Genomic DNA, 24,984 nt, shown 5'->3' on the forward strand with positions numbered 1-24,984 from the left:
TCAGCGCCTCCCCTCGGTCTCCGCGCCCGGCGCGGCCGCGCCGAACAACTTGATGAAGATGAATGCGATCAGCGCGACGGCGATGAAGATCAGCACGCTGATCGCCGATCCGATCCCGAGGTTGAACGCCCGGAACAGGTTGTTGTAACCCAGCATCGAGACCGATCCGGTGCCGTTCGAGCCACCGGTGAGGATGTAGATGTTGTCGAAGATGCGGAACGCGTCGAGCGTGCGGAACAGCAGCGCCACGAGTATCGCGGGCTTCATCATCGGCAGGATGATCTGCGTGAGCCGCTCCCACGGCCCGGCGCCGTCCACCTGGGCGGCCTTCAGCAGGTCGTCCGGCACGAGCGCGAGGCCGGCCAGCAGCAGGAGCGCCATGAACGGCGTGGTCTTCCAGACCTCGGCGATGATGATCAGCACGATCGACGCCGCCTGGTCGGTGAGCGGGGCGCTCCCCGCCGGGAGCATGTTGGCGAGATAGCCGGTCTCCGGCGTCCAGGCGAACTGCCAGCTGAACGCCGCGACGACGGTGACGATGCCGTACGGGATCAGCACGACCGTGCGGGTGAGGCCGCGGCCGATGATCGTGCGGTGCATGACCAGCGCGAGCGCGAGGCCGAGCACGAACTCGATCGCCACCGAGACGACGGTGATCAGCAACGTGATGCCGAACGCCGACCACCAGTAGCCCGACGACAGCACCGCCACGTAGTTCGAGAGGCCCGCGAACGCCCGGTCGGCCGGGAACCGCAGGTCGTACCGCTGCAGCGACAGCCAGAGGGCGTAGCCGATGGGATAGGCCGTCACCGCGACCATGATGATCACGGCCGGGGCGCAGAGCAGGAACGCCAGCTTCCGCTCGGCGCGCGCCCCCTCCGACAGCGGCGGCTTCCCCCGGTGCTTCGGCGCCCGGGCCGAGGTCTCGACCTCGGCGGCCGGAGCCGTGCTCGAGACGGTCATCAGGGCACCAGTCCTTCCGAGTTCACCGCTCGCTCGACCTCGGTCGCCATCCGCGGGACGATCGTGTCCGGATCGATTTGCGCGGGCGGGTTCAGCAGGTCGGCGAGCACGATCGAGATGCTCGTGTAGGCCGGGGTCTTCGGCCGCACGCTCGCGTTCTCCAGGGAGTCGCGGATGGCCTGCGAGGCCGGGTACTCGGCCTGGAACGCCGGGTCGTCGTACAGCTCGGACAGCGTCGGTGGCACGCCACCCTGGGTTGCGTTGGTGAGCTGGGCCTCCCGGTTGCGCAGGCAGATCGCCGCCTCGAACGCCAGGTCCTGGTTGCCACCGGTGCTGCTCACACCGATGTTGAGGCCACCGATGGTGACCGTCGCGGGCTTGTCCGGGTCGACCCGCGGGTACGGCGCCCACGCGAAGACGTCCACGACCCGACGCCCGGTGTCCTCGCTGGTCGGGCGGCCCTGCTCGTCGATGAACGTGCCGCCGCCCCCGCCGTCCGGCGGCGGGGTGTTGATCGAGGCGTTCACGAACGGGTAGTTGACCTGGAACGCGGCGACGCCGGCCTCCATCTGCAGGCGACCGTCGTTCTCCTGGGCCACCGACAGCGACGGGTCGCTCGCCGGCGAGCTCGCCACCCGCTGCATGATCGACGTCGCCTTGCGGGCGGCGTCGCCGTCGTCGACCAGAACGTCGCCGTTCTCCGAGACGATCTGGCCGCCCGCGCTGGTCAGGAGCGTGTTGAACCAGACCGTGATGCCCTCGTACTGCGCCGCCTGCACCTCGATGTAGGAGGGCAGGCCCTGGTCGTGCAGCCCCTCGGACATCTGGATCATCTGGTCCCAGGTCTGCGGCGGCTGCGGCGCCAGGTCCTTGCGGTACCAGAGCAGCTGCGTGTTGGTGTTGAGCGGCGCCGCCCACAGCCGGCCCTGGTACCGGGCGGTCTCGAGCGGTCCTTCGAGCGTGCCCTTCTCGACGGCCGCAGCGGCGTCGTCCGGCCACGGCTCGATCCAGCCGGCCTCGGCGAACTCGGCGGTCCACGTGACGTCGAGGCCGACCAGGTCGACCTCGGGGTCACCCGCGACGAGGCGGCGGGCGAGCTGCAACCGCTGGTCGTCCGCTGCCTTCGGCAGAGTCTGCTGTGTGACGACGTAGCGGCCGTTCGCCGCCTGGGTGCACGCCTCGGCAGCGGCGGCGTAGCCGGTGGCGTTGTCGGCAGGTGTGTAGAAGTTGAGCACCGGTGGCCCGGCCGGCCCCGAGCTGCATCCGGCCACCGCCGCGGCGACCAGGAGCCCGCAGGCCGCCGCGGCGAGCGGACGTCCGCGTCGCCGCCGGAGCGTCGAATGGACCGGCTCCCCCATGCGTCTCTCCGTCCCGAGAGCGGGGACGACGAGGCGCCGTCGCCCGCAAGTGTGATCCCGATCACGGCCAGTGGCCGTGATCAGAACCTATGCGGGTCGGGAAGGGGTCGCAATCGCTGGAGCGAGGGTTAGGGGAATGACAAGACAGATTTAGGCCGGGCCCCCGCTCATGGCCAGCTTCGCCAGCAGCTCGCGGGCCTTCTCGGCGTTGCGCGGCTGGCAGAGGACGTCGTACCGGCCCGCGACGAGCTGGCTCACCGACTGGAAGTCACGGCGGCCACGGGACAGGCCGTAGGTGACGGCGGCGAAGATCAGCCCGAACACGAGACCGAAGCCGAGACCGAGCAGGATCGGCCCGAACGAGTCGCCCCCCTGGCTCACCAGGCTGAGCAGCAGGCCGACGAAGAGACCGAACCACGCCCCCGACGCGGCACCGGAGGCGAGGACCCGGCCCCAGGTGAGCCGGCCGATCACGCGCTCCACCAGCATCAGGTCGACACCCACGATCGTGACGTCACGGACCGGGAAGTCCGCATCGGCGAGGTGATCGACGGCCCGCTGCGCCTCCTCGTACGTGGCATAGGAACCGACGGGCCACCCGGTGGGCGGGGTCGGCAGATTGGGCAGTCCGGGCGCTGTGCGCGCGGGGCCACCGAACGGATTGGTCACGGGGCCTCCTCATTCCTCGGTGTCAGGGCTCCTGGTGCTCTCGAGCCCACATCATGTCAACGCGAGGACCGGGGACGTAGTGCCCATTCCGACGATCATCACATGGAGGACGGAACGGCGCCCGCCGCCCCGCTCGCATCCGACCCGTCCGGAACGACGCTCCTCACGATCGTCGGCCTCGGTCTGCTGGCGGCCTGGGCCGTCTCGCTGCTGCTGCACCCGTACACCGTCTGCGGCTCGTGCAAGGGCACGCCGCGCAGCTACGGCGCGGCGGGACGGGCCGCCAGCTGCGCGCCGGCGCCCGGATCCGGCCGCGGAACCGGGGTTAGCGGAGCTTGTACTCCCTCAGCAGGCCCCGGCTGATGATCGTCTTCTGGATCTCGGACGTGCCCTCGCCGATGAGCAGGAACGGCGCCTCGCGCATGAGGCGCTCGATCTCGTACTCCTTGGAGTAGCCGTAGCCGCCGTGGATGCGGAAGGCATCCTGGGTGACCTCGGCGGCGTACTCGCTGGCCATCAGCTTCGCCATGCCTGCCTCGACGTCGTTGCGCGTGCCTGCGTCCTTGAGGCGCGCCGCGTTGACCATCATCAGGTGGGCGGCCTCGACCTTGGTGGCCATCTCCGCCAGCTTGAACGCGATGGCCTGGTGCTCGGCGATCGGCTTGCCGAACGTCGAGCGCTGCTGGGCGTACTCGACGGCGAGCTCGAAGGCGCGGATCGCGATGCCGCAGCCGCGCGCGGCGACGTTGACCCGCCCGACCTCGACGCCGTCCATCATCTGGGCGAAGCCTGCGCCGCGCTTGCCGCCGAGGACCTGCTCGCCCGGCACGCGGAAGCCCTTGAACACCATCTCGGTGGTGTCCACGCCCTTGTAGCCCATCTTGTCGATCTTGCCTGGGATGATCAGGCCGGGCGCGACCTCGCCGTACCCGGTGGGCTTCTCGACCAGGAACGTCGTGAGGTTCTGGTGGGGCTTCGCCGCGCCCTCGTCGGTGCGCACCAGCACGGCGGTGAGGTTCGACGTGCCGCCGTTGGTGAGCCACATCTTGGCGCCGTCGATGACGAACTCGTCACCGTCCTGAACGGCCTTCGTCTTGATGGCCGCGACGTCGGACCCGAGGTCGGGCTCGGACATCGAGAACGAGCCCCGCACCTCGCCGGTGGCCATCCCCGGCAGGTAGCGCTGCTTCTGCTCCGGCGTGCCGTGCTGGTTGATCATGTACGCCACGATGAAGTGCGTGTTGATCACGCCGGAGACGCTCATCCAGCCGCGCGCGATCTGCTCGACGACCAGCGCGTAGGTCAGCAGCGACTCGCCGAGCCCGCCGAACTCCTCCGGGATGGTGAGCCCGAACAGGCCCATCTCCTTCATCCCGTCGACGATGTCCTGGGGATAGGTGTCGGAGTGCTCCAGCGCGGTCGCGTGCGGGAGGATCTCCTTGTCCACGAACGTGCGCACCGTGGCCAGGATCTCCTGCTGGATCTCGCTGAGGCCTGCGGTCTGTGCGAGCTTGGCCATGGGAACCTCCCGACGCTGGGCGAGTTACCGGGGAGTATCTCCCGGTCGGCGGTGGTCACGCTGTGAACGTCGGCACAGACCGTCCGCGACCTGTGACACACCGCCCTGGGAGAGGGCGCTCAGCCCTCCGGCGGGGTCCAGCGATCGGTGCGCTGCATCCCGGCCGCGCGGCCCTTGCCCGCGATGACGAGCGCCATCTTGCGGCTCGCCTCGTCGATCATCTCGTCGCCGATCATGGCGGCGCCGCGCTTGCCGCCGGCCTCGGACGTGTACCACTCGTAGGCGTCGAGGATGTTCTCCGCGTGGTCGTAGTCCTCCTGCCGCGGGGAGAAGGTCTCGTTCGCCGCGTCGATCTGGCCGGGGTGCAGAACCCACTTGCCGTCGAAGCCGAGCGCCGCCGATCGGCCGGCCACCCTGCGGAAGCCGTCGACGTCCTTGATCTGCAGGTAGGGACCGTCGATGGCCTGCTTGTCGTGGGCCCGGGCGGCCATGAGGATGCTCATGAGGATGTGGTGGTACGCATCGCCCACGTCGTAGCCGGGCGGCTGCTCCCCCACCACCAGCGACTTCATGTTGATGGACGCCATGAAGTCGGCCGGCCCGAAGATGATCGTCTCGACCCGCGGCGACGCCGTGGCGATCGCGTTGACGTTGATGAGGCCGAGCGCGTTCTCGATCTGCGCCTCGATGCCGATCCGCCCGACCTCGTAGCCCATCGCCTTCTCGATCTGCGTGAGCAGCAGGTCGAGGGCCACGATCTGCTCGGCCGTCTGCACCTTCGGCAGCATGATCGCGTCGAGGTTGGCGCCCGCACCCTCGACGACCTCGGTGACGTCGCGGTAGGTCCACTCCGTGGTCCAGTCGTTCACCCGGACCACGCGGATCTTCTCGCCCCAGCCGCCCTCGTTCAGCGCCTCGACGATCGTCTTGCGCGCCCCCGGCTTGGCCAGCGGCGCGCAGGCGTCCTCCAGGTCGAGGAAGACCTGGTCGGCGCCCAGGGTGCGGGCCTTGTCGATGAACTTCTGGCTCGACCCCGGCACGGCGAGGCAGGACCGGCGGGCGCGGAGCTGGGACGGCTCATTCGGGGTGGTCACGGACGAACTCCTCGTCGAGTGCGGCGCAGGTTGCGCCGATGTTGACACGGCCGGCAGCACCCGCGAACCCGAGGTGACTCGTCTCTCAGGCCGGGACCCCCGTTCCGACGAACGGCCCGTTGGTCGGATAGGTACCGACGAACGCGCCGTTCGTCGGAACGGGCCGGGCGGCGTCCTAGGCTCCGGGCATGGGCATCGACCGGGTCTTCGTCGCGCGCCTGGTCGGTCTCGCCGTGTTCGGGCCGGACGGGGAGCGCATCGGCAGGGTGCGCGACCTCGTCGCATCACTGCGTGTCGACGCGAACCCGCCGCGGGTGCTCGGCGTGGTGGTGGAGCTCGCCACCCGACGGCGCATCTTCGTGCCCATGTTGCGCGTCACCGCGATCGACCCCGGTGCCGTCACCCTCGCCACGGGCTCGGTCAGCCTCCGCGGCTTCGCGCAGCGGCCCAACGAGGGCCTCCTGGTCGGCCAGCTGCTCGACGCGCGGGTCCGGCTCGTCGACACCGGAGAGGAGGCCGTGGTCGTCGACGCCGCGATCGAGCCGACCCGCTCCCGGGACTGGGTGGTCGGGCGCCTCGCCGTGCGCGTCCGCCGGCACCGCCTCGGCAGGCGCGAGCCGGTGCAGGTGCTGCCGTGGCGCGCCGTCACCGGGCTCTCGCTCACCGACCGGCAGGGCACCGAGGGCCTGCTCGCGGTGTTCGAGTCGATGCGGCCCGCCGACGTCGCGGCCGCGCTGTCGGAGCTGCCGGAGAAGCGCCAGCACGAGGTGGTCGACGGCCTCGACGACGAGCGGCTCGCCGACGTGTTCGAGGAGCTGTCCGAAGCCGACCAGCGCGCGCTGCTCGCGCACCTGTCCCCCGAGCGGGCGGCGGACGTCCTCGAGGCCATGTCACCGGACGACGCGGCCGACCTGCTGCACGAGCTTCCCGACGCCGAGTCCGACGCGCTGCTCGCCCTGATGCAGCCCGAGGAGTCGGAGCCGGTGCGGCGGCTGATGAGCTACTCGCCGCACACGGCGGGCGGCCTCATGACCCCGGAGCCGATCATCCTGCGCCCGGACGCCACCGTGGCCGAAGCGCTGGCCCGCATCCGCAACCCGGACATCCCGCCCGCGCTGGCCAGCATGGTGTTCGTCTGCCGGCCGCCCTCGGAGACCCCGACGGGGCGCTACCTGGGGTGCGCACACGCCCAGCGGCTGCTGCGGGCGGCACCGTTCGAGCTGGTGGCCGGCGTCGTCGACACCGAGCTCGCCCGCCTGTCGCCGGACGCGACGCTCGGCGACGTCACCCGCTACTTCGCGGCGTACAACCTGGTGGCAGGGCCGGTCGTGGACGCCGAGGACCACCTGCTCGGCGCGGTCACCGTGGACGACGTGCTCGACCACCTGCTCCCGCCCGACTGGCGTGACCGCCTGACCGAACCGGACGACGGCATCGCCTCCGGGGGAGGCACGGAGTGAACGCTTGCGGGCCGACGCCGTCTTGCGGAGGAGGCGCGCAGGGAGCGAGGAACGAGCGACCGAGCACCGGAGGAGCAAGACGGCGGCACCACGGGCCCGCAAGCCCGCCGGAGCGAAGCGGAGGCAGTTGAGAAATGCCTGAGATCACCACCAGTCGACGGCTCGACCAGCCCCTCCTCGGCCGGACCCGGTTCGAGGTCGATCCGGAGTGGTTCGCCCGGCTGTCCGAGAAGATCGCCCGGTTTCTCGGTACCGGCCGTTTCCTCGCGATCCAGACCGTCGTGGTCATCGTGTGGATCATCCTGAACCTGACGGCGTGGATCGGGAGCTGGGACCCCTACCCGTTCATCCTGCTCAACCTGGTCTTCTCCACGCAGGCCGCGTACGCGGCGCCGCTGATCCTGCTCGCCCAGAACCGCCAGGACGACCGGGACCGGGTGTCGCTCGAGGAGGACCGCGCCCGCGCGGAGCGGACGAAGGCCGACACCGAGTACCTGGCCAGGGAGCTCGCGGCGCTGCGGATCGCGGTCGGCGAAGTGGCCACCCGCGACTACCTGCGCGGTGAGCTCGACAAGCTCTGCGACCGGCTCGGCGCCCCCGAACCGGCCACCGAACGCGCCCGGGGCCGCGGCCGCACGGCAGCCAGGGAAGCCGGCGGTTAGCGCCGGACGCGGTAGCGGATGTGCGTGGCCTCCGGTGTGTCGATCACCCGGACGATCTCCAGCTCGATCTCGGACGGCAGCTGGTCGAACAGCCGGATGCCCCGGCCCAGCAGCACCGGCACCTGGTGGATCCGCACCTCGTCCAGCACTCCGGCCTCGAGCGCCCGTTGCCCCGTGTACGCGCCGCGCACCTGCACGTCCCGGTCCCCTGCGGCCGCCTTCGCCTGGGCCATCGCGCTCTCGATCCCATCGGTCACGTACGTCACCAACGGGTAGCCCCACCGGGCGGCCGGGCCGGGGGGACGGTGGCTGGGCACGAAGATCGGGAGACCGTTGTGGTCGCCGCCCCAGTGGTCCATGAGTTCGGCGGTGCGCCGCCCCGCGAGGACGGCACCGGCCTCGTTCATCTCGTCCATCAGTTCCTTCGCCGGCCCGGACAGCTCGAGGAACTTCCCGCCCGGCGCGAACCAGTCGTGCAGGCGGTGGCCGTCGGCACCGCCGAGGAAGTCGTCCGGGTCGGCGACGTACCCGTCCAGCGATACCGACATGTCGAGCACCGATGTGGGCACTTCGGCCTCCTGGGTTCAGTTCTGGATGCGGTAGAGGAGGTGGGTGGCCTGCGGGGTGTCGACCACACCGACCTTCTCGAGCTGGATGTGCTCGTCCCCGATGTGGTCGAAGAACCGGAGGCCGGCACCGAACAGCACCGGCACGAGGTGGACGCCGATGTGGTCGACCAGCCCGGCCCTGACCAGCTGCTGCCCGACGTCCGGACCGCCCATCACGTGGACGTCCGAGCCGGCGGCGGTCTGCACGGCCTGTCGCACGGCGCTGTCGGCCCCGTCCGTCACGAAGGTGTAGACCCCACCCTCCGGCACCTCCTCAGGTGCCTGGTGGGTCACGACGAACACCGGCACTCGAGCCTGCCCGGTCGGGCCGTCGGCCTTCCACCAGGCCACCGAGTCGTCGTAGGTCCGCCGACCGCAGATGTACGCACCCGCCCGCGATACGGCGGCGGTCACGAGCTCACCGCCGGCCGGGTCACCGCCCATCGCCCACTCGTGCAGCCGCTCGCCGCCCTTCCCGAGCGGCTCTTCCGGAGTCGGACCGGACGCCCGGACGTACCCGTCCAGCGACATGCTCATGTCGAAGATCACCTTGCTCACGTGGCCCCCTGTGAACGGCTCCGGCGATTGATCACCAGCTTGGCCCTCGCCGGTGGCAGAGTGCTGTCAGCGCTGTGAAACCCGCCACCGGGCGCGAGAAGGGGGTGGCGCGTGCTGACCGTCGAGCTGCTCGGGCCGCTGCGCGTCTCGATGGCCGGACGGCCGGTCGAGCTGCCGGCCGGGCGGCTGCGCGCGTTGCTGGCCGTGCTGGCGATGTCGGCCGGGCACGCGGTCGCGACCGACCGGCTGGCCACAGCGGTGTGGGGTGCGGATGCGGGCGGCGACCCGCGGGCCAACGTGCGCACGAACGTCAAGCGGTTGCGCCGTGCGCTGGGAACCGCCGGAGAGCAGCTGATCGCCGTCCGTCCCGGCGGCTACCTGCTGGCCACCGCGCCGGACCACGTGGATGCCCTGCGCTTCGGTCGCCTGCTCGACGAGGCCGCGGCCGAGCTCGACCCGGCTACCGAACGGTCCCGGCTGGCGGCCGCGCTGGCGCTGTGGCGCGGTACCCCCTTCGACGGCATCCGGTCGGACTGGCTGGAGCAGGCGAAGGCCCCCGCGCTGCAGGAGCGCTACCTGACCGCGGTGGAACGGCGGATCGACCTCGACCTCGCGAGCGGATCCCACCCCGACCCCGCCGAGCTGGCCGAGCTCGCCGAGCGGCATCCGCTGCGGGAGTCGCTCTGGGCGCGGCTGCTGCGGGCCCTGGAATCGGCCGGGCGCCCCGCCGAGGCGCTGGAGCGGTACGAGACGATCCGGCGCCGGCTCGCCGACGAGCTCGGCACCGATCCCAGCCAGGAGATCCGGCAGGTGCACGCCGACCTGCTCGACGGTGGCGCGGCGCCCCGCGGGCACGCGGTGCCCAGGCAGTTGCCCGCGGCGGTCGATGGGTTCGCCGGGCGGGCGGACGAGCTGGCGGCGCTGGACGCGCTACTCGGCGGCCACGACGAGGCGGGCCGCTGGTCACCGCTGATCGCGGTGATCTCCGGTACGGCCGGTGTCGGGAAGACCACGCTCGCCGTGCACTGGGCGCACCGGGTCGCCGCGCGCTTCCCGGACGGGCAACTCCACGTCGACCTGCGCGGATACGACCCGTCGGGGGAGCCCGCACAGCCCACGGCGGCCGTCCGCGATCTCCTCGACGCGCTCCAGGTGCCCCCGCACCGGATCCCTGGCAGCCGGGCGGCACAGGTCGGGATGTACCGCAGCCTGCTGGCCGGGCGGCGCATGCTCGTCCTGCTGGACAATGCGCGCGATGCCGAGCAGGCCGCCCCGCTGCTGCCTGGGGCGCCGGGTTGCCTGGTGGTGGTCACCAGCCGGGACCACCTCGCCGGTCTGGTGGCGACGTACGGCGCCCGTCCGGTGACGCTCGATCTGCTTCCGCCCGACGAAGCCGGGCAGCTGCTGGCCCGCCGGCTCGGCCGGGCCCGGATCGCCGCCGAGCCCACCGCCGTCGCCGAGATCATCCGCCGGTGCGCCGGATTGCCACTGGCGCTGGCGGTCGTCGCGGCCCGCGCCGCGATCCGTCGGGCGCACCCGCTCGGCACGCTCGCCGGGGAGCTCGGGGACGCCCTCGGCGCGCTGGCGGGCGCCGTCGACGTACGGGCGATCTTCTCCTGGTCCTACGAGGCGCTCGGCGACGAGACGGCGGCGCGACTGTTCCGGCTGGTGGCGGGGTTGCATCCCGGCCCCGCCGCCACGGCCGCGGCCGCCGCCAGCATGGCGGGGATCCCCGTCTCGCGGGTACGGGCGCCGCTGGTCGAGCTCACCCGCGCCAATCTCCTCGCCGAGCCGGCCACGGGCCGCTTCACGTGCCACGACCTGCTGCGCGCCTATGCCGCCGAGCTCTGCGCTGCCCACGACGCGGACCGGGAAGCCGCGCTGCATCGCCTCGTGGACCACTACGCCCGGACGGCGAGCGCCGCGGTGCTGCACCTCCTCTTCCCCGGACACCCCGGGACCGGCACACCGGCCCCACCCCTTCCGGGCGTCTCCGTCGCCGGCTTCGCCGGACCGGACGAGGCGATGGCCTGGTTCACCGCCGAACGCCCTGCCCTGCTCGCCGGCCTCCAGCTGGCCGGCGAGCTGGGCCTCGACCGGCAGCTCTGCCACCTGGCCCGGGCGCTCTTCGTCTTCCTCCACCGGCGAGGCCGCTGGCACGAGCGGGCCGAGACGCAGCGGGCCGCCGTGGCCGCCGCTCATCGGCTGGGCGACCCGGCCGAGGAGACGTTCGCTCACCGCAACCTGGCCGGCGCGCTCGCCGACCTCGGCCGCTTCGACGAAGCACACCGCAACCTCGACATCGCCCTGGAACGATCACGTGACGACCCCGCGGGTCAGGCGTGGACGCACTACCACCGCGACCTCGTCTACGTCATCCAGGGCCGGGAGGCCGAGGCGCTCTCCGCCGCTCGCAGCGCCCACGCCCTCTTCGAGGAGGTGGGCGACGAGGTCGGGCGGGCCATCGCGCTCACCGACCTCGGCTGGTACCACGGCCGCCTGGGAGACCACGACCTCGGGCTCGACCTCTGCGAGCAGGCCCTGATCCTCCACCAGAAGCTGGGCAACCGTCCCCACGAGGGTCACGCGTGGTGGTGCCTCGCCGAGATCCACTTCCGGCGGGGCGACCCGGCCGCCGCACTGCCCTGCCACCGCCAGGCGCTCGACCTGTTCCGGGAGGTCGGCGACCTGTACGCCGAGGCCAGCACCCTCGCCCATCTCGGCGCCTGTCACCACGTCGCGGGCGACCGCGCGGCCGCCGACGAGCATTGGCGCCAGGCCCTCGTCCTCCTCGGCGACCTCGACCCGTCCACGATCGATCAGATCGACGCCCAGCTGAGGACCCTGGTCGACAAGCCGACCGCCGATGCCTTCCTGCGCCGCTCGGTGGGCGCTGGAGCTAGATGTACTGACTCGGGAGGTTGTTGACTGTCATGCGGCGAGTCGGGTGATCGGAGGGCGGCCGCCGAGGGCGGAGTGGGCGCGTCGAGTGTTGTAGTGCTCGACCCAGCTGTCCAGGGCGGTGAGCCGGTCGTGGTTGGACAGCCAGGGTTGGGCGTAGGCGAACTCGGTCAGCAGGGTGCGGTTGAGCCGTTCAGCTTTGCCGTTGGTCCAGGGGCAGCCGGGTTTGGTGAACCGGCGCCGGATCCCGAGCGCGACACACACCGCCCGCCAGTCCTGCCCGATCCGGTAGACCTTGGCGTTGTCGGTCAGGACCCGCAGCACTCGCACGCCGTGCTCACGGAACCAGGCCACGGCCCGGTGCAGGAACCCGGCGCAGGTGGTGTCGCGTTCGTCGGGCAGCGCTTCGATGTAGGCCAGCCGGGAGTGGTCATCGACCGCGACGTGCAGGTAGTCGTAGCCGATCCCGCGCCCGATTCCGCGCCCGATTCCGCTCTGGCGGGCTTCTCGGCGCCCGTGCAGCCGCCAGCCGCCGCCGTCAGGGACCCGGCCCAACTTCTTGACATCGATGTGGATCAGATCCCCGGGGTGGGGGCGTTCGTAGCGGATCCCGCAGTGGCGGCGCCGGACCGGTGCGCCGGTGATCGGGTCGATCGCGGCCAGGTGCGGCACCTGGTGGCGGGCCAGCACCCGGCCGACGGTGGAGGCGACCAGGCCGAGCTCGCCGGCCAGGAACACCGCTCCCCGATGCGCGGTGGCTCGCAACTCGAGGATGCGGTCCTCGATCTGTGCGGCGACGCGGTTCGGGCTGGTGTGCGGCCGCGACGAGCGGTCGGCAAGTCCGTCCCAGCCCTCCTCGCGGTAGCGGCGGACCCACTTGTGCACCGTCGCTCGGGAGACGCCGAGTTGCTCGGCGATCCGCGCCGCTGGCCACCCGGCGAGGAAGCGTTCGACGATGAGCCGCCGCGCAAAGACGGTGGTGCGGGCGTTACGGTGCGCCACGAGGACCTCCTGGGCCTGGAGCGAGTGCGTGAGACACACCCACTCCGCCCGGAGGTCCTCCCTCGATCAAGCCGACACGCTGACCGAACTGTCAACAACGTCCTGAGTCGCTACAGCTAGACGAGGCGGTTGCTGATCCGCTCCAGCATGCGCAGGTCGGCCTCGTCGAGCCGGTTGACGAAGTGGTGCGCGACGCCGCGCAGGTGGGTGCGCGACGCGGTGCGCAGCCGGTCGAGCCCTGCGTCGGTGAGCCGGGCCGCCACGCCACGCCCGTCGCTCTCGACCGGGCAGCGGGCCACGAGCCCCCCCTTCTCCAGCCGGTCGACCAGGCGAGTGACGCCCGAGCGGGACAGCAGCACGGCGTCGGCGAGTTCGGTCATCCGCAGCCTGCGGTCGGGCGCCTCGGCCAGCTGCACGAGCACGTCGTAGGAGGCGAGCGGCAACTGCTGCTCGGCGAGCAGCTCGGCTTCCAGCAGCCGCGTGATGGAGGCGTGCGCCCGCAGGAACGCCCGCCACGCCGCCAGCTGCTCACGAGTGGGGGCCGACCGCGGCCGCCCCGCGTCGGGCGCCCTGGTCGCCACGGTGTCCGTCACGGGCAATCATGCTACGGAGCCCGGCCGACAAGGGCACGGACGTACAGTGGACGAAGGGGCGCGGGCAGCCGCGCCCGGCAGCGTCGCGCCGTCGATGGAAGGTCCAGCGGAACCTCTGATGTCCACCACCGAGAGCAGCATCACCGTCGAGCAGGCCGTGCGGGCCGCGCTCGCCACCGTCGACGATCCCGAGATCCACAAGCCGATCACCGACCTGGGCATGGTCAAGGGCGTCGAGATCACGCCGGACGGTCGCGCGCTCGTCGCCGTCTACCTCACCGTCGCCGGCTGCCCGATGCGCTCGACGATCACGTCCCGGGTCACCGAGGCCGTGTCCAAGGTCGCGGGCGTCACCGGGGTCGAGGTCGAGCTCGACGTGATGAGCGACGAGCAGCGCCACGAGCTGCGCCGCAGCCTCCGCGGCGACGCGGCCGACCCGGTGATCCCGTTCGCCCAGCCCGGCTCGCTCACCCGCGTCTACTGCGTGGCGTCGGGCAAGGGCGGGGTCGGCAAGTCGTCGGTCACCGTCAACCTGGCCGCGGCGATGGCCGCCAAGGGCCTGAAGGTCGGCGTGGTGGACGCCGACATCTACGGCCACTCGGTGCCGCGGATGCTCGGCACGGCCGACCGCCCCACCAAGGTCGACGACATGATCATGCCGCCGCAGGCCCACGGCGTGAAGGTCATCTCGATCGGCATGTTCACCCCGGGCAACGACGCCGTGGTGTGGCGCGGCCCGATGCTGCACCGGGCCCTGCAGCAGTTCCTCGCCGACGTCTTCTGGGGCGACCTCGACGTCCTGCTGCTCGACCTGCCGCCCGGCACCGGCGACATCGCCATCTCCACCGCGCAGCTCGTGCCCAACGCGGAGCTGCTGGTCGTCACCACCCCGCAGACGGCCGCGGCCGAGGTGGCCGAACGCGCAGGCTCGATCGCGCTGCAGACCCGCCAGCGCCTCGCAGGCGTCGTGGAGAACATGTCCTGGATGGAGCTGCCCGACGGCACCCGCATGGAGGTCTTCGGCTCCGGCGGTGGGCAGACGGTCTCCGACTCCCTCACCCGGACCATCGGTGCCCCCGTGCCGCTGCTCGGTCAGGTGCCGCTCGAGCCGCGCCTGCGCGAGTGCGGCGACGCAGGCACCCCGATCGTGCTGTCGGAACCGGAGAGCCCGGCGGCCATGGCCCTGCGCGCCGTCGCGGACAAGCTCACGGTGCGCTCCCGCGGGCTCGCTGGGCTGAGCCTGAACATCTCCCCCGTGCGCAAGTAGCTCACGCGGCGATGCGGTAGGTGCTTCCGCTGCTGCCGGGCAGCCACGCGTCCGGCAGCGCGGCGGCGAGCGCGTGCTGCGCGCTCCAGCCGGTGCAGTGGGCCGGCACCACCATGGCCGGGGCCAGCTCGGTGAGCGCGGCGATCGTCGGCGGGATCACCGGCTCGAACGCCGGGCCGGAGAGGTGCAGGCCGCCGAGCAGCGCGCACAGCCGGTCGACGCCGGTGAGCCGCCGCGCGTGGCGGACGATGTTGATCGCACCCGCGTGCCCGCAGCCGGTGAGCACGACCAGCCCGCGGCCGCGGACGTGCACGACCAGCGCCTGGTCGTCCTGGACGAGCGGGTCGTGCTCCCAGCCGGAGCCGGTCCAGGCCTGGTGCGGCGACGGCATCCCACGCTCGAACTCGGTGGTGCGGTCGACCTCGCCCGTGATCAGCACGCACCCGTCGACGAGCAGCGAGGGCTCGCGCCGCTCGATCACCTCGAAGCCCTCGCCCTCCAGTGCGCGCCTGCTCAGCGTGGGCAGGTCGAACACCTCACCCCGCGGCGGGACCAGGCGCCTGCGCGTCCACGCGACGGGGTGCAGCACCATCGGCATGGCACGTCGCCCCCGCCTCGCGGCGAGCCCGGCGAGGCCACCGGCGTGGTCGAAGTGCCCGTGGCTGAGCACGACCCCCTGCACCTCGGACAGGTCGACGCCCATCCGCTCGGCGTTGACGACCATGCCGTCGGGCGACAGTCCGGTGTCGAACAGGAGCGTCGTCGTGGTCGCGCCGCGGCGGACCGCAACGAGCGCGGCGAACCCGTGCTCGGCGCGCAGCCCGGCGTCGGTGCTCCCGCCCTCGAACTGCGCCGCGGTCACCCGCCCGTTCCCGAAGTCCGCCCGGGTGACGCGGTCGTCGCCCGCGAGCAGGCCGTCGAAGACGTTGTCGACGAGCGTGGTGATCCGCACCTCGTCGACGGGCTGCAGGGCGATCGGGTCGACCGCCGCCCCTCCTGCGTTCCTCGGAACGCTCGCGTACACCTCGGCTGCGTTGCCGCCCTCACACATGGCGGCCACGCTAGCCCGATCCACGGCCCGGGGCCCCCTCCCCGTTCGCGTGGGAGATCATCCGCCGGCCGCCGGTGAGATGGCCGCGCCAGCGGAAGGGGACGTCGTGATGAGCGAGCAGCCGTCCGATCGTCCTGGTCCCCCGGTCCGGCTGCCGCGCGGAGGTGGCTCGCGCCCCGACCTGGTGACCGACGCCCCTCGGGCGCCGTCGGATCAGGCGCGGACCGCCTCGGCCCAGATGGCCACGGCCTCGTCCACCTGCTCCGCGGTGACGATCAGCGGCGGGATCATCCGCACGACGTTGCCGTGCGGGCCGCAGGTGAGCAGGAGCAGGCCCTTGTCCGCCGCGGCCGCGTGGGCGCGGTTCGCGGCGGCGGTGTCGGGGGCGCCGTCGGGCGTGCAGAACTCGTTGCCGACCATCAGGCCGAGGCCGCGGACGTCGGCGATGCCCGGGTGGTCGGCCGCCACCTTCTGGAGGCCGTCGCGCAGGCGCAGGCCCTGGTCGGCCGCGTTGGCGACGAGTCCCTCCCCCTCGATGACGTCGAGCGTGGCGAGCGCGGCGGCGCAGGCCACCGCGTTGCCGCCGTAGGTGCCGCCCTGCGAGCCCGGCCACGCCTTGGCCATCAGCTCCTCGCTCGCGGCGATGCCGGACAGCGGGAAGCCGCTGGCCAGGCCCTTCGCCGTGATCAGGACGTCCGGCGTGACGTCGGCGTGCTGGTGGCCCCAGAACTTCCCGGTGCGCCCGAACCCGGTCTGCACCTCGTCGGCGATCAGCAGGATGCCGTGGGCGTCGGCCCGCTCGCGCAGCCCGGCGAGGAACGCGGGCGGCGTGGGCACGTACCCGCCTTCGCCGAGCACCGGCTCGATGAGGAACGCCGCGACGTCGGCCGCCGGGGCCGCGGTGACGAGCAGCCGGTCCAGCTCGCGCAGGCAGAACGCGACCGTCTCCTCCTCGCTCCAGCCGTACCGGAACGCGTACGGGAACGGCGCGAAGGCGACGCCGCCCATGAGCGGCCCGATGCCGGCCCGGATCTTCGCCCCGGAGGTGGTGAGCGCCGCTGCGCCCATCGTGCGGCCGTGGAAACCGCCGTCGAACGCGACGACCAGCGGGCGCCCGGTGGCGTGGCGGGCGAGCCGCACCGACGCCTCGACCGCCTCGCTCCCGGAGTTCATGAAGAACACGCTGTCCAGGCCGGCGGGCAGCACGTCCCCCAGCCGCTCGGCCAGCCGCACCAGCGGCTGGTGCATGACGGTCGTGTACTGGCCGTGGATGAGCGTGGCCACCTGCTCCTGGGCGGCCGCGACGACCCGAGGGTGGCAGTGCCCGGTGCTCGTGACGCCGATCCCGGCCGTGAAGTCGAGGTAGCGGCGGCCGTCGAGGTCGAAGACGTGCACACCCTCGCCGCGCGCGACCTGCACGGGCGTCGCCTGCTTGAGCGCCGGTGACAGACGGGCCATTCCAACTCCTCGAGCTTGTCCGATTGTCGACAATCCTCTCCGATGGAAGCACGCAGGACCGCCCGGGGGCAACCCTCAGGCCCGGTCGTACCGGTCACGGGCGGCGAGGATCGGGTCGATCCGTCGCGTGACCCACTCGACGAGGACACCCGACGGTGCCGACGAGCTCCGACCCGAGCGGGGTGAGCGAGTACGTCACCTGCGGCGGCACCGTGGGCTCGACCTCGCGCGCGACGAGGCCGTCGCGCAGTGGCGGTCCGCCGCCTGACTCTCGTCTACTCGGCCTCCACGGTCAGGCGGGCACCGCAGGCGGGACCGATGGTTCCGGCGCCAGTATCCGCTCCACGGCATCGCCCATGTGCGCCTCCAGCACGGCCGCCATCCGCTCGGCGTCGCCGTCGCGCACGGCGTCGCGCAGCGCGCGGTGCTCGGCGATCAGGGCGCCGGCAGGCGGCAGGGTCTCCTGCAGGGCGGCGAGGCACATCCGGGTCTCGACGAGCAGCGTGTCGGCCATCCGCCGCAGCCGTGGGCTGCCCGACGCGGCCACGAACTCGGCGTGGAAGGCGTGGTCGGCATCGGCGAGCGCGACGGGGTCGTCGGCGACGGCCTCCATCCGGGCCAGCGCGGCGCTCAGCCGTTCAGCGGCGGCCGCCCGGTTGCCGGCGAGCAGCAACAGGCCGGCGGCCCGCTCGATCGCGGCGCGGGCGGTGTAGACGTCCCGCACGTCGGCCGCGTCCAGCTCCCGCACGAAGAGCCCCCGGTGGCGCTCGCTGCGCAGCAGCCCCTCGGCCACGAGCCGCTGCATCGCCTCCCGCAGCGGTCCGCGGCTCACCCCGAGCCGTGCGGCGAGCTCGACCTCGCCGAGCTGCGTGCCCGGCGGGAAGGTGCCTCGCATGATCGCCGTGCGGATCCGATCGGCGACGATCGCGGCCGTGGAACGCCGCTCGACCGGCTCGAGCTCACTGAGGTCCACTGTGTTCTCCGCCTCCGCTCCGCTCCGGCGGGCTCGCGGACCCGGGGAGACGCCGCCTTGCTCCTCCGGTGCTCGGTCGCTCGTTCCTCGCTCCCTGCGCGCCTCCCCCGCAAGACGGCGGCGGCCCGCTCGCTGCTCTGATGTTCATGCCACTCCTTCAGGCTCTGAACAGCGCGCCGAGACCCGGGCGCGGTGAGGCGGAACCCGCAAGGCGCAGACCCTGCCAAACGCTCACCTGGTTGGCCGTGAGCACCGGCTTGCCGACGCGGGCGTCCAGCGCGTCGAGCAGCCCGATCGTGTGCAACGCGGTGTCGGGCAGCAGCACGGCCTGCGCGTCCGGGTGGTCGGCGGCCGCTGCGAACTCGAGCACGGTCTCGTTCGGCAGCGTGCCGACCTCGGCTGCGGTGATGATCCCCTTGGCCGAGAGCGAGAGCACCTCGATCCCGGCGGCGCCGAGGAAAGCGACGAACCGCTCCGCGACGTCGTCGGGGTAGGTGGCGCCCACCGCGACCCTGCTGACGCCCAACCGCGCGCACGCGTCGACGAACGCGAACGACGTGCTCGACGCCGGCACGCCCGCCACCGCGCCGAGCGCCTCGACCTGGGCCGTGGCGCCGTCCCAGCCGAAGACGAAGCTCCCGCTCGTGCACGCCCAGACCACGGAGTCCAGCGGGCCGCCGAGCGCCCGTACGCCGTCGGCCAGCACGTCGTCGCCACCGATGTCGAGCAGTGCGTCCACACGGTGGGCGTCCTCACGCATGAGGGTGTGCACCAGCGGCAGCCGCGGACCGCCGAGCAGCGATTCCGCGAGCGGGTAGTCGTCCTCTGCTGAGTAGCCGGGGTAGAGGATCCCGACGGTGGGGGCGGTCATGCGGCTCCTGGGGTGAGGTGGTCGTGGTTGGCGAGCAGGCTGCCGCCGCCCACCGCGTCGCGGCCCATGGCGCGCAGCGCGGCCCACATGGTGACCTGGTTGGCGGTGAGCACCGGCTTGCCGAGCGCCTGCTCGAGGGGCTCGATGAGGTCGTAGGTCGGCACGTTCGTGCAGCTGATGAACAGCGCCTCGGCGGCGGGGTTGTCGGCGGCGCGGACGATCTCCACCACCTCCGAGTACTTGACCCGCCAGATGTTGCCCAGCAGGCCGAGGCCCTCGCTCGACACGGTGCTGATGCCGTGCTCGGCGAGGTAGCCGACCAGACGGCGCGTGACGGGTTCGACGTACGGGGTGGCGATCGCGAGCCGGGAGACGCCGAGCAGCTTCAGCGCGGAGATCAGCGCCCCCGATGTGGTGCGCGCGACGGGAGCGCCTGCGTCCTCCATCGTGCGGCGGAGAACCTCCTCGCCCGCGGCGCCCTCGACGAAGCTGCCTGACGTGCAGGCGTAGATGACGACGCCGGGCTCGGGGGTGAGCACGTCCCGGGTGGCCCGGCGCACCGCGCGGCGGTCGCCGCAGGCCACGGCCATCTCGACGGTGACCGGGGTGGTGAAGAACGGCAGGCGGGTGAGGTAGAGCGACACGTCCTCGGGCGCCCATCGCCACAACTCGCGGTCGAGGGCGAAGTCGAACGGGGCCACCACTCCGATCCCCTGCTGGTGGTCGGGCTCGGTGAGACCGACCGAGAGCTCGGTGGGCACGGCGTGCTACCCGAGCCGCTCGTACACCAGGCGCTCGCCGACGCTGCCGGAGCGCCAGACGTCGTGGCACGCCTCGGCCATCGCGTCGAGCCCCTCGGTGATCGTGGCGTAGACGTTGCCCGGAACCCAGCCGATGTCCCCGTTGATCAGCAGGTTGTTCCGGCCGTAGAAGATCGCGAGGTCGATGGCGCCCTCGTCCTGGTCGATCCCCTGGTCGGTCTTGAACGCGCTGTCGAGCACGCCACCGGCGAAGTCGAACAGCACGACGTCGCCGGGGATCGGCGTGACGGTCGGGTTCTCCCGGCCGATCTCCGCGAACCGGGGCACCATCGTGTACACCTCGTTGCGCGCGTACTTCGCGTGCTGCGCGTCACCTGCCAGCGGGCCGTCCTCGAGAGCGCGCCACACCGCGGCGGTGGTGCGCGGCGCCTCCTTCTCCAGCAGCTCAGCCACGCAGGACACGCCACGGCGGGCGAGGCTGATGCGGAGGAACTTCGACATGAGGCCGCTCCCGGCGTCAGAGGGGGGATACCGCGGCGCCGCGGATTGTTGACAATAGTACGAGGGGTTCCTAGCGTGTCAATCCTCGCCCCCTGTTCGGGAAGGTCCCGTCGAATTGCCCGTTTTCGCTGGTCAGCGACCCCTTCCGACGATCACGGTGCTGCACGGTGACGATCGACCACCGGGCCTCGCGCTCGACGGGATGCGCTTCGCGGGCGACGCCTCCTCCCTCGCCGAGGCACTGCCCGGTGCGGAGGTGCTGCTCGTCTGGGATTTCCTCTCCGACGCCGTGCGCGACGCATGGCCGGCCGCCGACTCGCTGCGGTGGGTGCACACGGCGAGCGCCGGCGTCGACCGGCTGACGTTCCCCGGGCTGCTCGAGTCGGACGTGACGCTGACGAACTCCCGCGGCGTGTTCGACCGGCCCATGGCCGAGTACGTGCTAGGACTGGTACTCGCGATGGCCAAGGACTTCCCGGGCACGCTCGCCGCACAGGCGCGCCGCGAGTGGCGCCACCGCGAGACCGAGCCGGTCGCCGGGCGCCGCGTCGTGGTCGTCGGGGGCGGCCCGATCGGACGCGCGATCGCCGGGCTGCTCGGCGCCGTCGGGATGGACGTGGAGCTGGTCGGGCGCCGGGAGTTCGACGGACTGCCCCGCCGTCTGCCCGGAACCGACTGGCTCGTGCTCGCCGCGCCGCTCACGGACGCCACCCGCGGCATGCTCGACGCCGCCGCACTCGCCCTGCTCCCCCGGTCCGCCCGCGTGATCAACGTGGGCCGCGGGGCCTTGGTCGTCGAGCCCGACCTCGTCGACGCGCTGCGCGAACGCCGGATCGCGGGGGCGGCCCTCGACGTCTTCGCCCGCGAACCGCTTCCGGCCGACTCCCCGCTCTGGGCCCTGCCCGGCGTGATCGTCTCGCCCCACATGTCGGGCGACCTGATCGGCTGGCGGCAGGACCTCGTCGAGGTGTTCCGCGACAACCTCGCCCGCTACCAGGCAGGCGAACCGCTGCGCAACGTCGTGGACAAGACGTTGGGCTACGTGACGACCGGAGGTGGGACGTGACCGCCGACCTGGCTGTGTCCGAACTGGCGGCGACCGAGCTGCTCGCGGCCTACCGCGCGGGCGTGCTCTCCCCCATCGAGGCGACCGAGGCAGCGCTGCAGCGGATCCGGCGCCACGACCCGCAGGTCAACGCGTTCTGCCTCGTGGACGCGGACGCCGCGCTCGGCGCCGCCAAGGAGTCCGAGGAGCGCTGGCGGCGCGGCGAGCCGGCCGGGGCCCTCGACGGCGTGCCGATCTCCATCAAGGACATCCTGCTCACCCGCGGCTGGCCGACGCTGCGCGGCTCGCACACCGTCGATCCGACCGGACCGTGGGACGTCGACGGGCCGCACGTCGCGCGCGTCCGCGAGCAGGGCGCCGTGCCGCTGGGCAAGACGACCACACCGGAGCTGGGTTGGAAGGGCGTGACGGACAACCCGCTCACCGGCGTCACCCGCAACCCGTGGGACCCCACGCGCACGGCGGGCGGCTCGTCCGGCGGCAGCGCGGCGGCCGTCCTCTGCGGGATGGGCCCGCTGAGCCTCGGCACCGACGGCGGCGGTTCCGTGCGCATCCCGGCGGCCTTCACCGGCACCACCGCCCTCAAGCCCACCTACGGGCGCGTGCCGCACTACCCGCCCAGCCCGTTCGGCACCCTCGCCCACGTCGGGCCGATGACCCGCACGGCGGCCGACGCCGCGCTGCTGCTCGACGTCGTGTCCGGCGCCGACACCCGCGACCCGTGGGCGCTCGCCGCCACCGGCTCCGCTGTGGCCGCCCTCGACGCGGGGGTGGCGGGCCTGCGGATCGCGGTGAGTCCCACGCTCGGGTACGTCGACGTGCACCCCGAGGTCGCCGCGGCGTTCGCGGCGGCGGCGCGGGTGTTCGCCGACCTGGGCGCGCACGTCGAGGAGGCCGACCCCGGCTTCGCCGATCCGATCGTGGCGTTCGAGACGCTGTGGTTCTCCGGCGCGGCGAAGTCGATCGAGCACCTCGGGCCGGAGCAGCGCGCGCTGATGGACCCCGGGCTCGTCGCGATCAGCGAGCAGGGTGCGCGGGCCTCGGCCCTGGACTACCTCACCGCGATGGCAGTGCGCAACGATCTCGGCACCCGCATGGGCGAGTTCCACAGCCGCTACGACCTGCTGCTCACACCCACGCTCCCGATCCCGGCCTTCGAGGCGGGGGTCGAGGTGCCCGCGGGCTGGCCCCACGAGCGGTGGACGACGTGGACGCCGTTCACCTACCCGTTCAACATGACCCAGCAGCCGGCCGCGAGCGTGCCCTGCGGCTTCGCGGAGGGCCTGCCGGTGGGCCTGCAGATCGTCGGCCCGCGCCACGGGGACAACGCGGTACTGGCGGCGGCACACGCGTTCCAACAGGCGACGGACTGGCACACCCACCGCCCCTCCGGCTGACGAGCCGGCCGCCCACGCACCTCGTGTCGGGCCGCACACATGGTCTCGGCCCGCGCTACCGGTCGACAGGGCGCGGCGGCCGCGTTGGGGTGCGTCGGCTGGAACCGGGTGCGTGAGCAGGAGTGGGGCGGGGCCGCCCGTCAGGTGGCGTCCGGGTCGACCGGGGGGACCTCGTTCTTCTCCAGCCGCTCCGGCGGGGGCGTGGCCTTCGTCAGGTTCGGCTTCGGCGGGGTGTAGCCGTTCGGCTTGGGCTGTTCGTCGTCGAAGAGCGTGCGGGTCACCGCCGTGCGCGGGTTGAAGTTCCGCAGGCCACGCAGTTCCTCGAGCGGCTTGCGCAGCTCGTCGAACTCCGGGCCGAGCTCGCCGCGCAGCTGCTCACGCGCACCGGTGGCGTACTCGCGGAGCTGGCGGATCGCCTTGCCCGTCCACGCCGCCGCCGACGGCAACCGCTCCGGGCCGAGGATGAACAGGCCGGCCACGATCAACACGAGGATCTCGCCCCAGCCGACGCTGTCGAACACGCTGCCACCCTACGTCTAACCGGCGCCTAATCGGAGGCCAGGACTACCGACACCGTGAGCGGGCGGCCCTCGCGGATCAGCTCGACCTCCACCGCATCGCCGGGATTGCGCTCCCGCACGGCGACGACGAGCTCGTCGGCCCCGGCGATCGTGCGTTCCCCCACGCGGACGATCACGTCGCCCTCGATGATGCCCGCCGCCTCCGCGGCCCCGCCCTGCTGCACGTTCTGCACCTGGGCGCCGTCGGTGGTGCCGTCGCTGACGGAGCGGGCGTTGATGCCGATCTCGGCGTGGGTGACCTTGCCGGTGCGGATCAGCTCCTCCGCGATGCCGCGGGCGTCGTCGATCGGGATGGCGAAGCCCAGGCCGATCGAGCCGCCCTCGCCCATCCCGATGCTGCGGATGGCCGTGTTGATCCCGACGACGGCGCCGGTCGAGTCGACGAGCGGGCCGCCGGAGTTGCCCGGGTTGATCGCGGCGTCGGTCTGGATCGCGTCGATCACGGCGTTGGTGTCGGTGCCGGCCCCGTCGAGGCGGACCGGGCGGTTGATCGCGCTGACGATGCCCTCGGTGACGGTGCCGACCAGGCCGAGCGGGGAGCCGATCGCGATCACCCCGTCGCCGACGACGAGCCCGGCCGACGAGCCGAACGTGGCGACCACCGGGTTGGCGACCTCCACCTTCACGACCGCGAGGTCGGTCTTCGGGTCGCGCCCCACGATCTGGGCCGCGGCGCGGGTGCCGTCGTGGAAGATCGCCTCGATCTGGGCGCCGGTGACCTCCGCGGCCGGTGCCACCACGTGGTTGTTCGTGAGGACGTAGCCGGACGGGTCGATGACCACGCCGGACCCGGTGCCGCCCTCGTCGCCCACCCGGATCTCGAACGAGACCACGGCGGGCACCGTGCGGGCCGCGATGTCGGCCACGGAACCGGGCGGGCGCTCCCGGCCCGGGACGGTCTGGGTGATCGTCGGGTCCGGATCGGTGAGACCGGCAGCCCCCTCGGCCGTGAACCGCCCCACCATCCCTCCCGCGGCACCGATGAGCAGCGCGACCACCGCGAGCACCGCGAGCGCCCGCGGCTCGACCCGGCGACCGAAGAACACCTCGCGCAGGCTGAGCCGGGCCCCTTCACCGCGCACGGTCTCGACCTCGGTCCCACCAGCGCCCGGGGGCGGGCCGAGCGCGGCGGCGCTCTCCGGGTCGCGCCACGGGTCGCGCTCCGCACCGTCGGTCCAGAAGGTGTCCTCGTGCGCGGCGCCCTTGCCGGTGCCGTTCTCGGAGGGGCGCTGCAGGGGCGGGGCGGACGGGTCGGGACGCCCGAAGGCGCTGGCCAGCGCGGCGGGCGGCGGGGCGACGAGCGTGGTGTGCTGCCCGTTGCCGTTGCGCCGCGCGGCGAAGCCACCGTCGACCCCGCCCGGGCGGCCGAACGCCGCCGCGGCGTCGGGATCGACCTCCGGCCGCTCGAGCGGGCGCGGACCGAGGCGCGGGGGCCCGGCGGCCGACGGCTCCGCGCCGGACGGTGCTGCTTCGAACGGAGATGCGTCGAACGGCTCCGCGTCGGACTGTCGCGGGAGCTCGACCGTGCGGTCCTCACCGGGGCCCTCGGTGCCGTCTCCTCGCTCTGCCGAGCTCGGCTCGGCAGGGGTGTTGGGATCGCTCATCCCTCGGCGGACTCCTGGGCTGATGGTGCGGACCGGACCCCGTCAGCGTGCCTCAGCGGCGGTGAAG

The 24,984-nt window shown here is 72.7% G+C and carries 24 protein-coding genes; 6 read left to right on the forward strand and 18 right to left on the reverse strand.

Annotated elements, in window-relative coordinates; genetic code table 11:
• From FHX44_RS10990 to FHX44_RS11010, 5 genes are all read right to left on the reverse strand, one after another.
• Positions 1 to 963, reverse strand: a complete 963-nt coding sequence (locus tag FHX44_RS10990) for a carbohydrate ABC transporter permease (RefSeq protein ID WP_147255482.1) — start codon at positions 961 to 963, stop codon at positions 1 to 3.
• A complete protein-coding gene (locus FHX44_RS10995) occupies positions 963 to 2,321 on the reverse strand; it encodes an ABC transporter substrate-binding protein (RefSeq protein ID WP_147255484.1) in 1,359 nt (452 codons plus the stop codon). Before FHX44_RS10995 ends, FHX44_RS10990 begins: the two co-directional genes overlap by 1 nt.
• Positions 2,322 to 2,471: 150 nt before the next feature.
• Positions 2,472 to 2,990, reverse strand: coding sequence for a general stress protein (locus FHX44_RS11000; RefSeq protein WP_147255486.1), 519 nt, complete (start codon positions 2,988 to 2,990; stop codon positions 2,472 to 2,474).
• A 325-nt stretch (positions 2,991 to 3,315) separates the two neighbouring features.
• A complete protein-coding gene (locus FHX44_RS11005) occupies positions 3,316 to 4,509 on the reverse strand; it encodes an acyl-CoA dehydrogenase family protein (protein WP_147255488.1) in 1,194 nt (397 codons plus the stop codon).
• Positions 4,510 to 4,628: 119 nt separating this feature from the next.
• Positions 4,629 to 5,603: an HpcH/HpaI aldolase/citrate lyase family protein gene (locus FHX44_RS11010; protein WP_147255490.1), complete on the reverse strand. Its 975-nt coding sequence runs from the start codon at positions 5,601 to 5,603 to the stop codon at positions 4,629 to 4,631.
• A gap of 188 nt (positions 5,604 to 5,791) precedes the next feature.
• On the opposite strand from FHX44_RS11010, the gene FHX44_RS11015 reads away from it, so the two are divergent.
• Positions 5,792 to 7,063 carry a magnesium transporter MgtE N-terminal domain-containing protein gene (locus FHX44_RS11015; RefSeq protein ID WP_147255492.1) on the forward strand — a complete coding sequence of 424 codons (1,272 nt, stop codon included), beginning with the start codon at positions 5,792 to 5,794 and terminating at the stop codon, positions 7,061 to 7,063.
• Positions 7,064 to 7,197: 134 nt separating this feature from the next.
• Complete coding sequence (locus FHX44_RS11020) at positions 7,198 to 7,725, forward strand: DUF1003 domain-containing protein (protein ID WP_147255494.1); 528 nt, start codon at positions 7,198 to 7,200, stop codon at positions 7,723 to 7,725.
• On the opposite strand, the gene FHX44_RS11025 is transcribed toward FHX44_RS11020, so the two are convergent.
• Entirely contained in the window at positions 7,722 to 8,294 is a 573-nt protein-coding gene (locus FHX44_RS11025; protein ID WP_147255496.1) for a dihydrofolate reductase family protein, read from the reverse strand. The genes FHX44_RS11020 and FHX44_RS11025 overlap by 4 nt on opposite strands.
• A gap of 15 nt (positions 8,295 to 8,309) precedes the next feature.
• Positions 8,310 to 8,891 carry a dihydrofolate reductase family protein gene (locus FHX44_RS11030; RefSeq protein ID WP_147255498.1) on the reverse strand — a complete coding sequence of 194 codons (582 nt, stop codon included), beginning with the start codon at positions 8,889 to 8,891 and terminating at the stop codon, positions 8,310 to 8,312.
• Between the two features lie 111 nt (positions 8,892 to 9,002).
• On the opposite strand from FHX44_RS11030, the gene FHX44_RS11035 reads away from it, so the two are divergent.
• Complete coding sequence (locus FHX44_RS11035; protein WP_147255500.1) at positions 9,003 to 11,819, forward strand: AfsR/SARP family transcriptional regulator; 2,817 nt, start codon at positions 9,003 to 9,005, stop codon at positions 11,817 to 11,819.
• A gap of 3 nt (positions 11,820 to 11,822) precedes the next feature.
• Here the strand turns inward: FHX44_RS11035 and FHX44_RS11040 are convergent, their stop codons facing one another.
• Together FHX44_RS11040 and FHX44_RS11045 are read right to left on the reverse strand one after the other, a co-directional pair.
• Positions 11,823 to 12,794: an IS481 family transposase gene (locus tag FHX44_RS11040; RefSeq protein ID WP_147253972.1), complete on the reverse strand. Its 972-nt coding sequence runs from the start codon at positions 12,792 to 12,794 to the stop codon at positions 11,823 to 11,825.
• A 116-nt stretch (positions 12,795 to 12,910) separates the two neighbouring features.
• Positions 12,911 to 13,387 carry a MarR family winged helix-turn-helix transcriptional regulator gene (locus tag FHX44_RS11045; RefSeq protein ID WP_246170308.1) on the reverse strand — a complete coding sequence of 159 codons (477 nt, stop codon included), beginning with the start codon at positions 13,385 to 13,387 and terminating at the stop codon, positions 12,911 to 12,913.
• 118 nt (positions 13,388 to 13,505) lie between these two features.
• Here FHX44_RS11045 and FHX44_RS11050 point away from each other — a divergent pair, with 118 nt between their 5' ends.
• A complete protein-coding gene (locus FHX44_RS11050) occupies positions 13,506 to 14,654 on the forward strand; it encodes an Mrp/NBP35 family ATP-binding protein (protein WP_147255502.1) in 1,149 nt (382 codons plus the stop codon).
• A 1-nt stretch (position 14,655) separates the two neighbouring features.
• On the opposite strand, the gene FHX44_RS11055 is transcribed toward FHX44_RS11050, so the two are convergent.
• The 7 genes from FHX44_RS11055 to FHX44_RS11085 all read right to left on the reverse strand — a co-directional run bounded on the left by FHX44_RS11055 (position 14,656) and on the right by FHX44_RS11085 (position 20,269).
• Positions 14,656 to 15,705 carry an MBL fold metallo-hydrolase gene (locus FHX44_RS11055; protein ID WP_147255504.1) on the reverse strand — a complete coding sequence of 350 codons (1,050 nt, stop codon included), beginning with the start codon at positions 15,703 to 15,705 and terminating at the stop codon, positions 14,656 to 14,658.
• A 213-nt stretch (positions 15,706 to 15,918) separates the two neighbouring features.
• A complete protein-coding gene (locus FHX44_RS11060; RefSeq protein ID WP_147255506.1) occupies positions 15,919 to 17,163 on the reverse strand; it encodes an aspartate aminotransferase family protein in 1,245 nt (414 codons plus the stop codon).
• A 94-nt stretch (positions 17,164 to 17,257) separates the two neighbouring features.
• Entirely contained in the window at positions 17,258 to 17,413 is a 156-nt protein-coding gene (locus FHX44_RS44185; protein WP_212612972.1) for a winged helix-turn-helix transcriptional regulator, read from the reverse strand.
• A gap of 42 nt (positions 17,414 to 17,455) precedes the next feature.
• Positions 17,456 to 18,136, reverse strand: a complete 681-nt coding sequence (locus FHX44_RS11070; protein ID WP_212612422.1) for a GntR family transcriptional regulator — start codon at positions 18,134 to 18,136, stop codon at positions 17,456 to 17,458.
• Positions 18,137 to 18,293: 157 nt separating this feature from the next.
• Entirely contained in the window at positions 18,294 to 19,007 is a 714-nt protein-coding gene (locus FHX44_RS11075; RefSeq protein ID WP_147255507.1) for a maleate cis-trans isomerase family protein, read from the reverse strand.
• Positions 19,004 to 19,768, reverse strand: coding sequence for a maleate cis-trans isomerase family protein (locus FHX44_RS11080; RefSeq protein ID WP_147255510.1), 765 nt, complete (start codon positions 19,766 to 19,768; stop codon positions 19,004 to 19,006). Before FHX44_RS11080 ends, FHX44_RS11075 begins: the two co-directional genes overlap by 4 nt.
• 6 nt (positions 19,769 to 19,774) lie before the next feature.
• Positions 19,775 to 20,269 (reverse strand): DUF3830 family protein, encoded by a 495-nt coding sequence (locus tag FHX44_RS11085; RefSeq protein ID WP_147255512.1) that lies wholly within the window; start codon positions 20,267 to 20,269, stop codon positions 19,775 to 19,777.
• 202 nt (positions 20,270 to 20,471) lie between these two features.
• Between FHX44_RS11085 and FHX44_RS11090 the strand changes: the two genes are divergently transcribed.
• Complete coding sequence (locus tag FHX44_RS11090; protein WP_147261077.1) at positions 20,472 to 21,335, forward strand: D-2-hydroxyacid dehydrogenase; 864 nt, start codon at positions 20,472 to 20,474, stop codon at positions 21,333 to 21,335.
• Positions 21,332 to 22,732 (forward strand): amidase, encoded by a 1,401-nt coding sequence (locus FHX44_RS11095; RefSeq protein ID WP_147255514.1) that lies wholly within the window; start codon positions 21,332 to 21,334, stop codon positions 22,730 to 22,732. Before FHX44_RS11090 ends, FHX44_RS11095 begins: the two co-directional genes overlap by 4 nt.
• 140 nt (positions 22,733 to 22,872) lie before the next feature.
• On the opposite strand, the gene tatB is transcribed toward FHX44_RS11095, so the two are convergent.
• Positions 22,873 to 23,253: a Sec-independent protein translocase protein TatB gene (tatB, locus tag FHX44_RS11100; protein ID WP_147255516.1), complete on the reverse strand. Its 381-nt coding sequence runs from the start codon at positions 23,251 to 23,253 to the stop codon at positions 22,873 to 22,875.
• Positions 23,254 to 23,279: 26 nt separating this feature from the next.
• Positions 23,280 to 24,917, reverse strand: a complete 1,638-nt coding sequence (locus FHX44_RS11105) for a trypsin-like peptidase domain-containing protein (RefSeq protein ID WP_147255518.1) — start codon at positions 24,915 to 24,917, stop codon at positions 23,280 to 23,282.
• Between the last annotated feature and the right edge of the window lie 67 nt (positions 24,918 to 24,984).

Source organism: Pseudonocardia hierapolitana (assembly GCF_007994075.1).
Classification (GTDB): Bacteria; Actinomycetota; Actinomycetes; order Mycobacteriales; family Pseudonocardiaceae; genus Pseudonocardia; species Pseudonocardia hierapolitana.

What these genes read in the sequence shown, in the direction of transcription:
- FHX44_RS10990 (WP_147255482.1), bottom strand. Translation starts at nt 963, where the DNA reads ATGACCGTCTCGAGCACGGCTCCGGCCGCCGAGGTCGAGACCTCGGCC.
- FHX44_RS10995 (WP_147255484.1), bottom strand. Translation starts at nt 2,321, where the DNA reads ATGGGGGAGCCGGTCCATTCGACGCTCCGGCGGCGACGCGGACGTCCG.
- FHX44_RS11005 (WP_147255488.1), bottom strand. Translation starts at nt 4,509, where the DNA reads ATGGCCAAGCTCGCACAGACCGCAGGCCTCAGCGAGATCCAGCAGGAG.
- FHX44_RS11015 (WP_147255492.1), top strand. Translation starts at nt 5,792, where the DNA reads ATGGGCATCGACCGGGTCTTCGTCGCGCGCCTGGTCGGTCTCGCCGTG.
- FHX44_RS11020 (WP_147255494.1), top strand. Translation starts at nt 7,198, where the DNA reads ATGCCTGAGATCACCACCAGTCGACGGCTCGACCAGCCCCTCCTCGGC.
- FHX44_RS11050 (WP_147255502.1), top strand. Translation starts at nt 13,506, where the DNA reads ATGTCCACCACCGAGAGCAGCATCACCGTCGAGCAGGCCGTGCGGGCC.
- FHX44_RS11055 (WP_147255504.1), bottom strand. Translation starts at nt 15,705, where the DNA reads ATGTGTGAGGGCGGCAACGCAGCCGAGGTGTACGCGAGCGTTCCGAGG.
- FHX44_RS11060 (WP_147255506.1), bottom strand. Translation starts at nt 17,163, where the DNA reads ATGGCCCGTCTGTCACCGGCGCTCAAGCAGGCGACGCCCGTGCAGGTC.
- FHX44_RS11075 (WP_147255507.1), bottom strand. Translation starts at nt 19,007, where the DNA reads ATGACCGCCCCCACCGTCGGGATCCTCTACCCCGGCTACTCAGCAGAG.
- FHX44_RS11085 (WP_147255512.1), bottom strand. Translation starts at nt 20,269, where the DNA reads ATGTCGAAGTTCCTCCGCATCAGCCTCGCCCGCCGTGGCGTGTCCTGC.
- FHX44_RS11090 (WP_147261077.1), top strand. Translation starts at nt 20,472, where the DNA reads ATGCGCTTCGCGGGCGACGCCTCCTCCCTCGCCGAGGCACTGCCCGGT.
- FHX44_RS11105 (WP_147255518.1), bottom strand. Translation starts at nt 24,917, where the DNA reads ATGAGCGATCCCAACACCCCTGCCGAGCCGAGCTCGGCAGAGCGAGGA.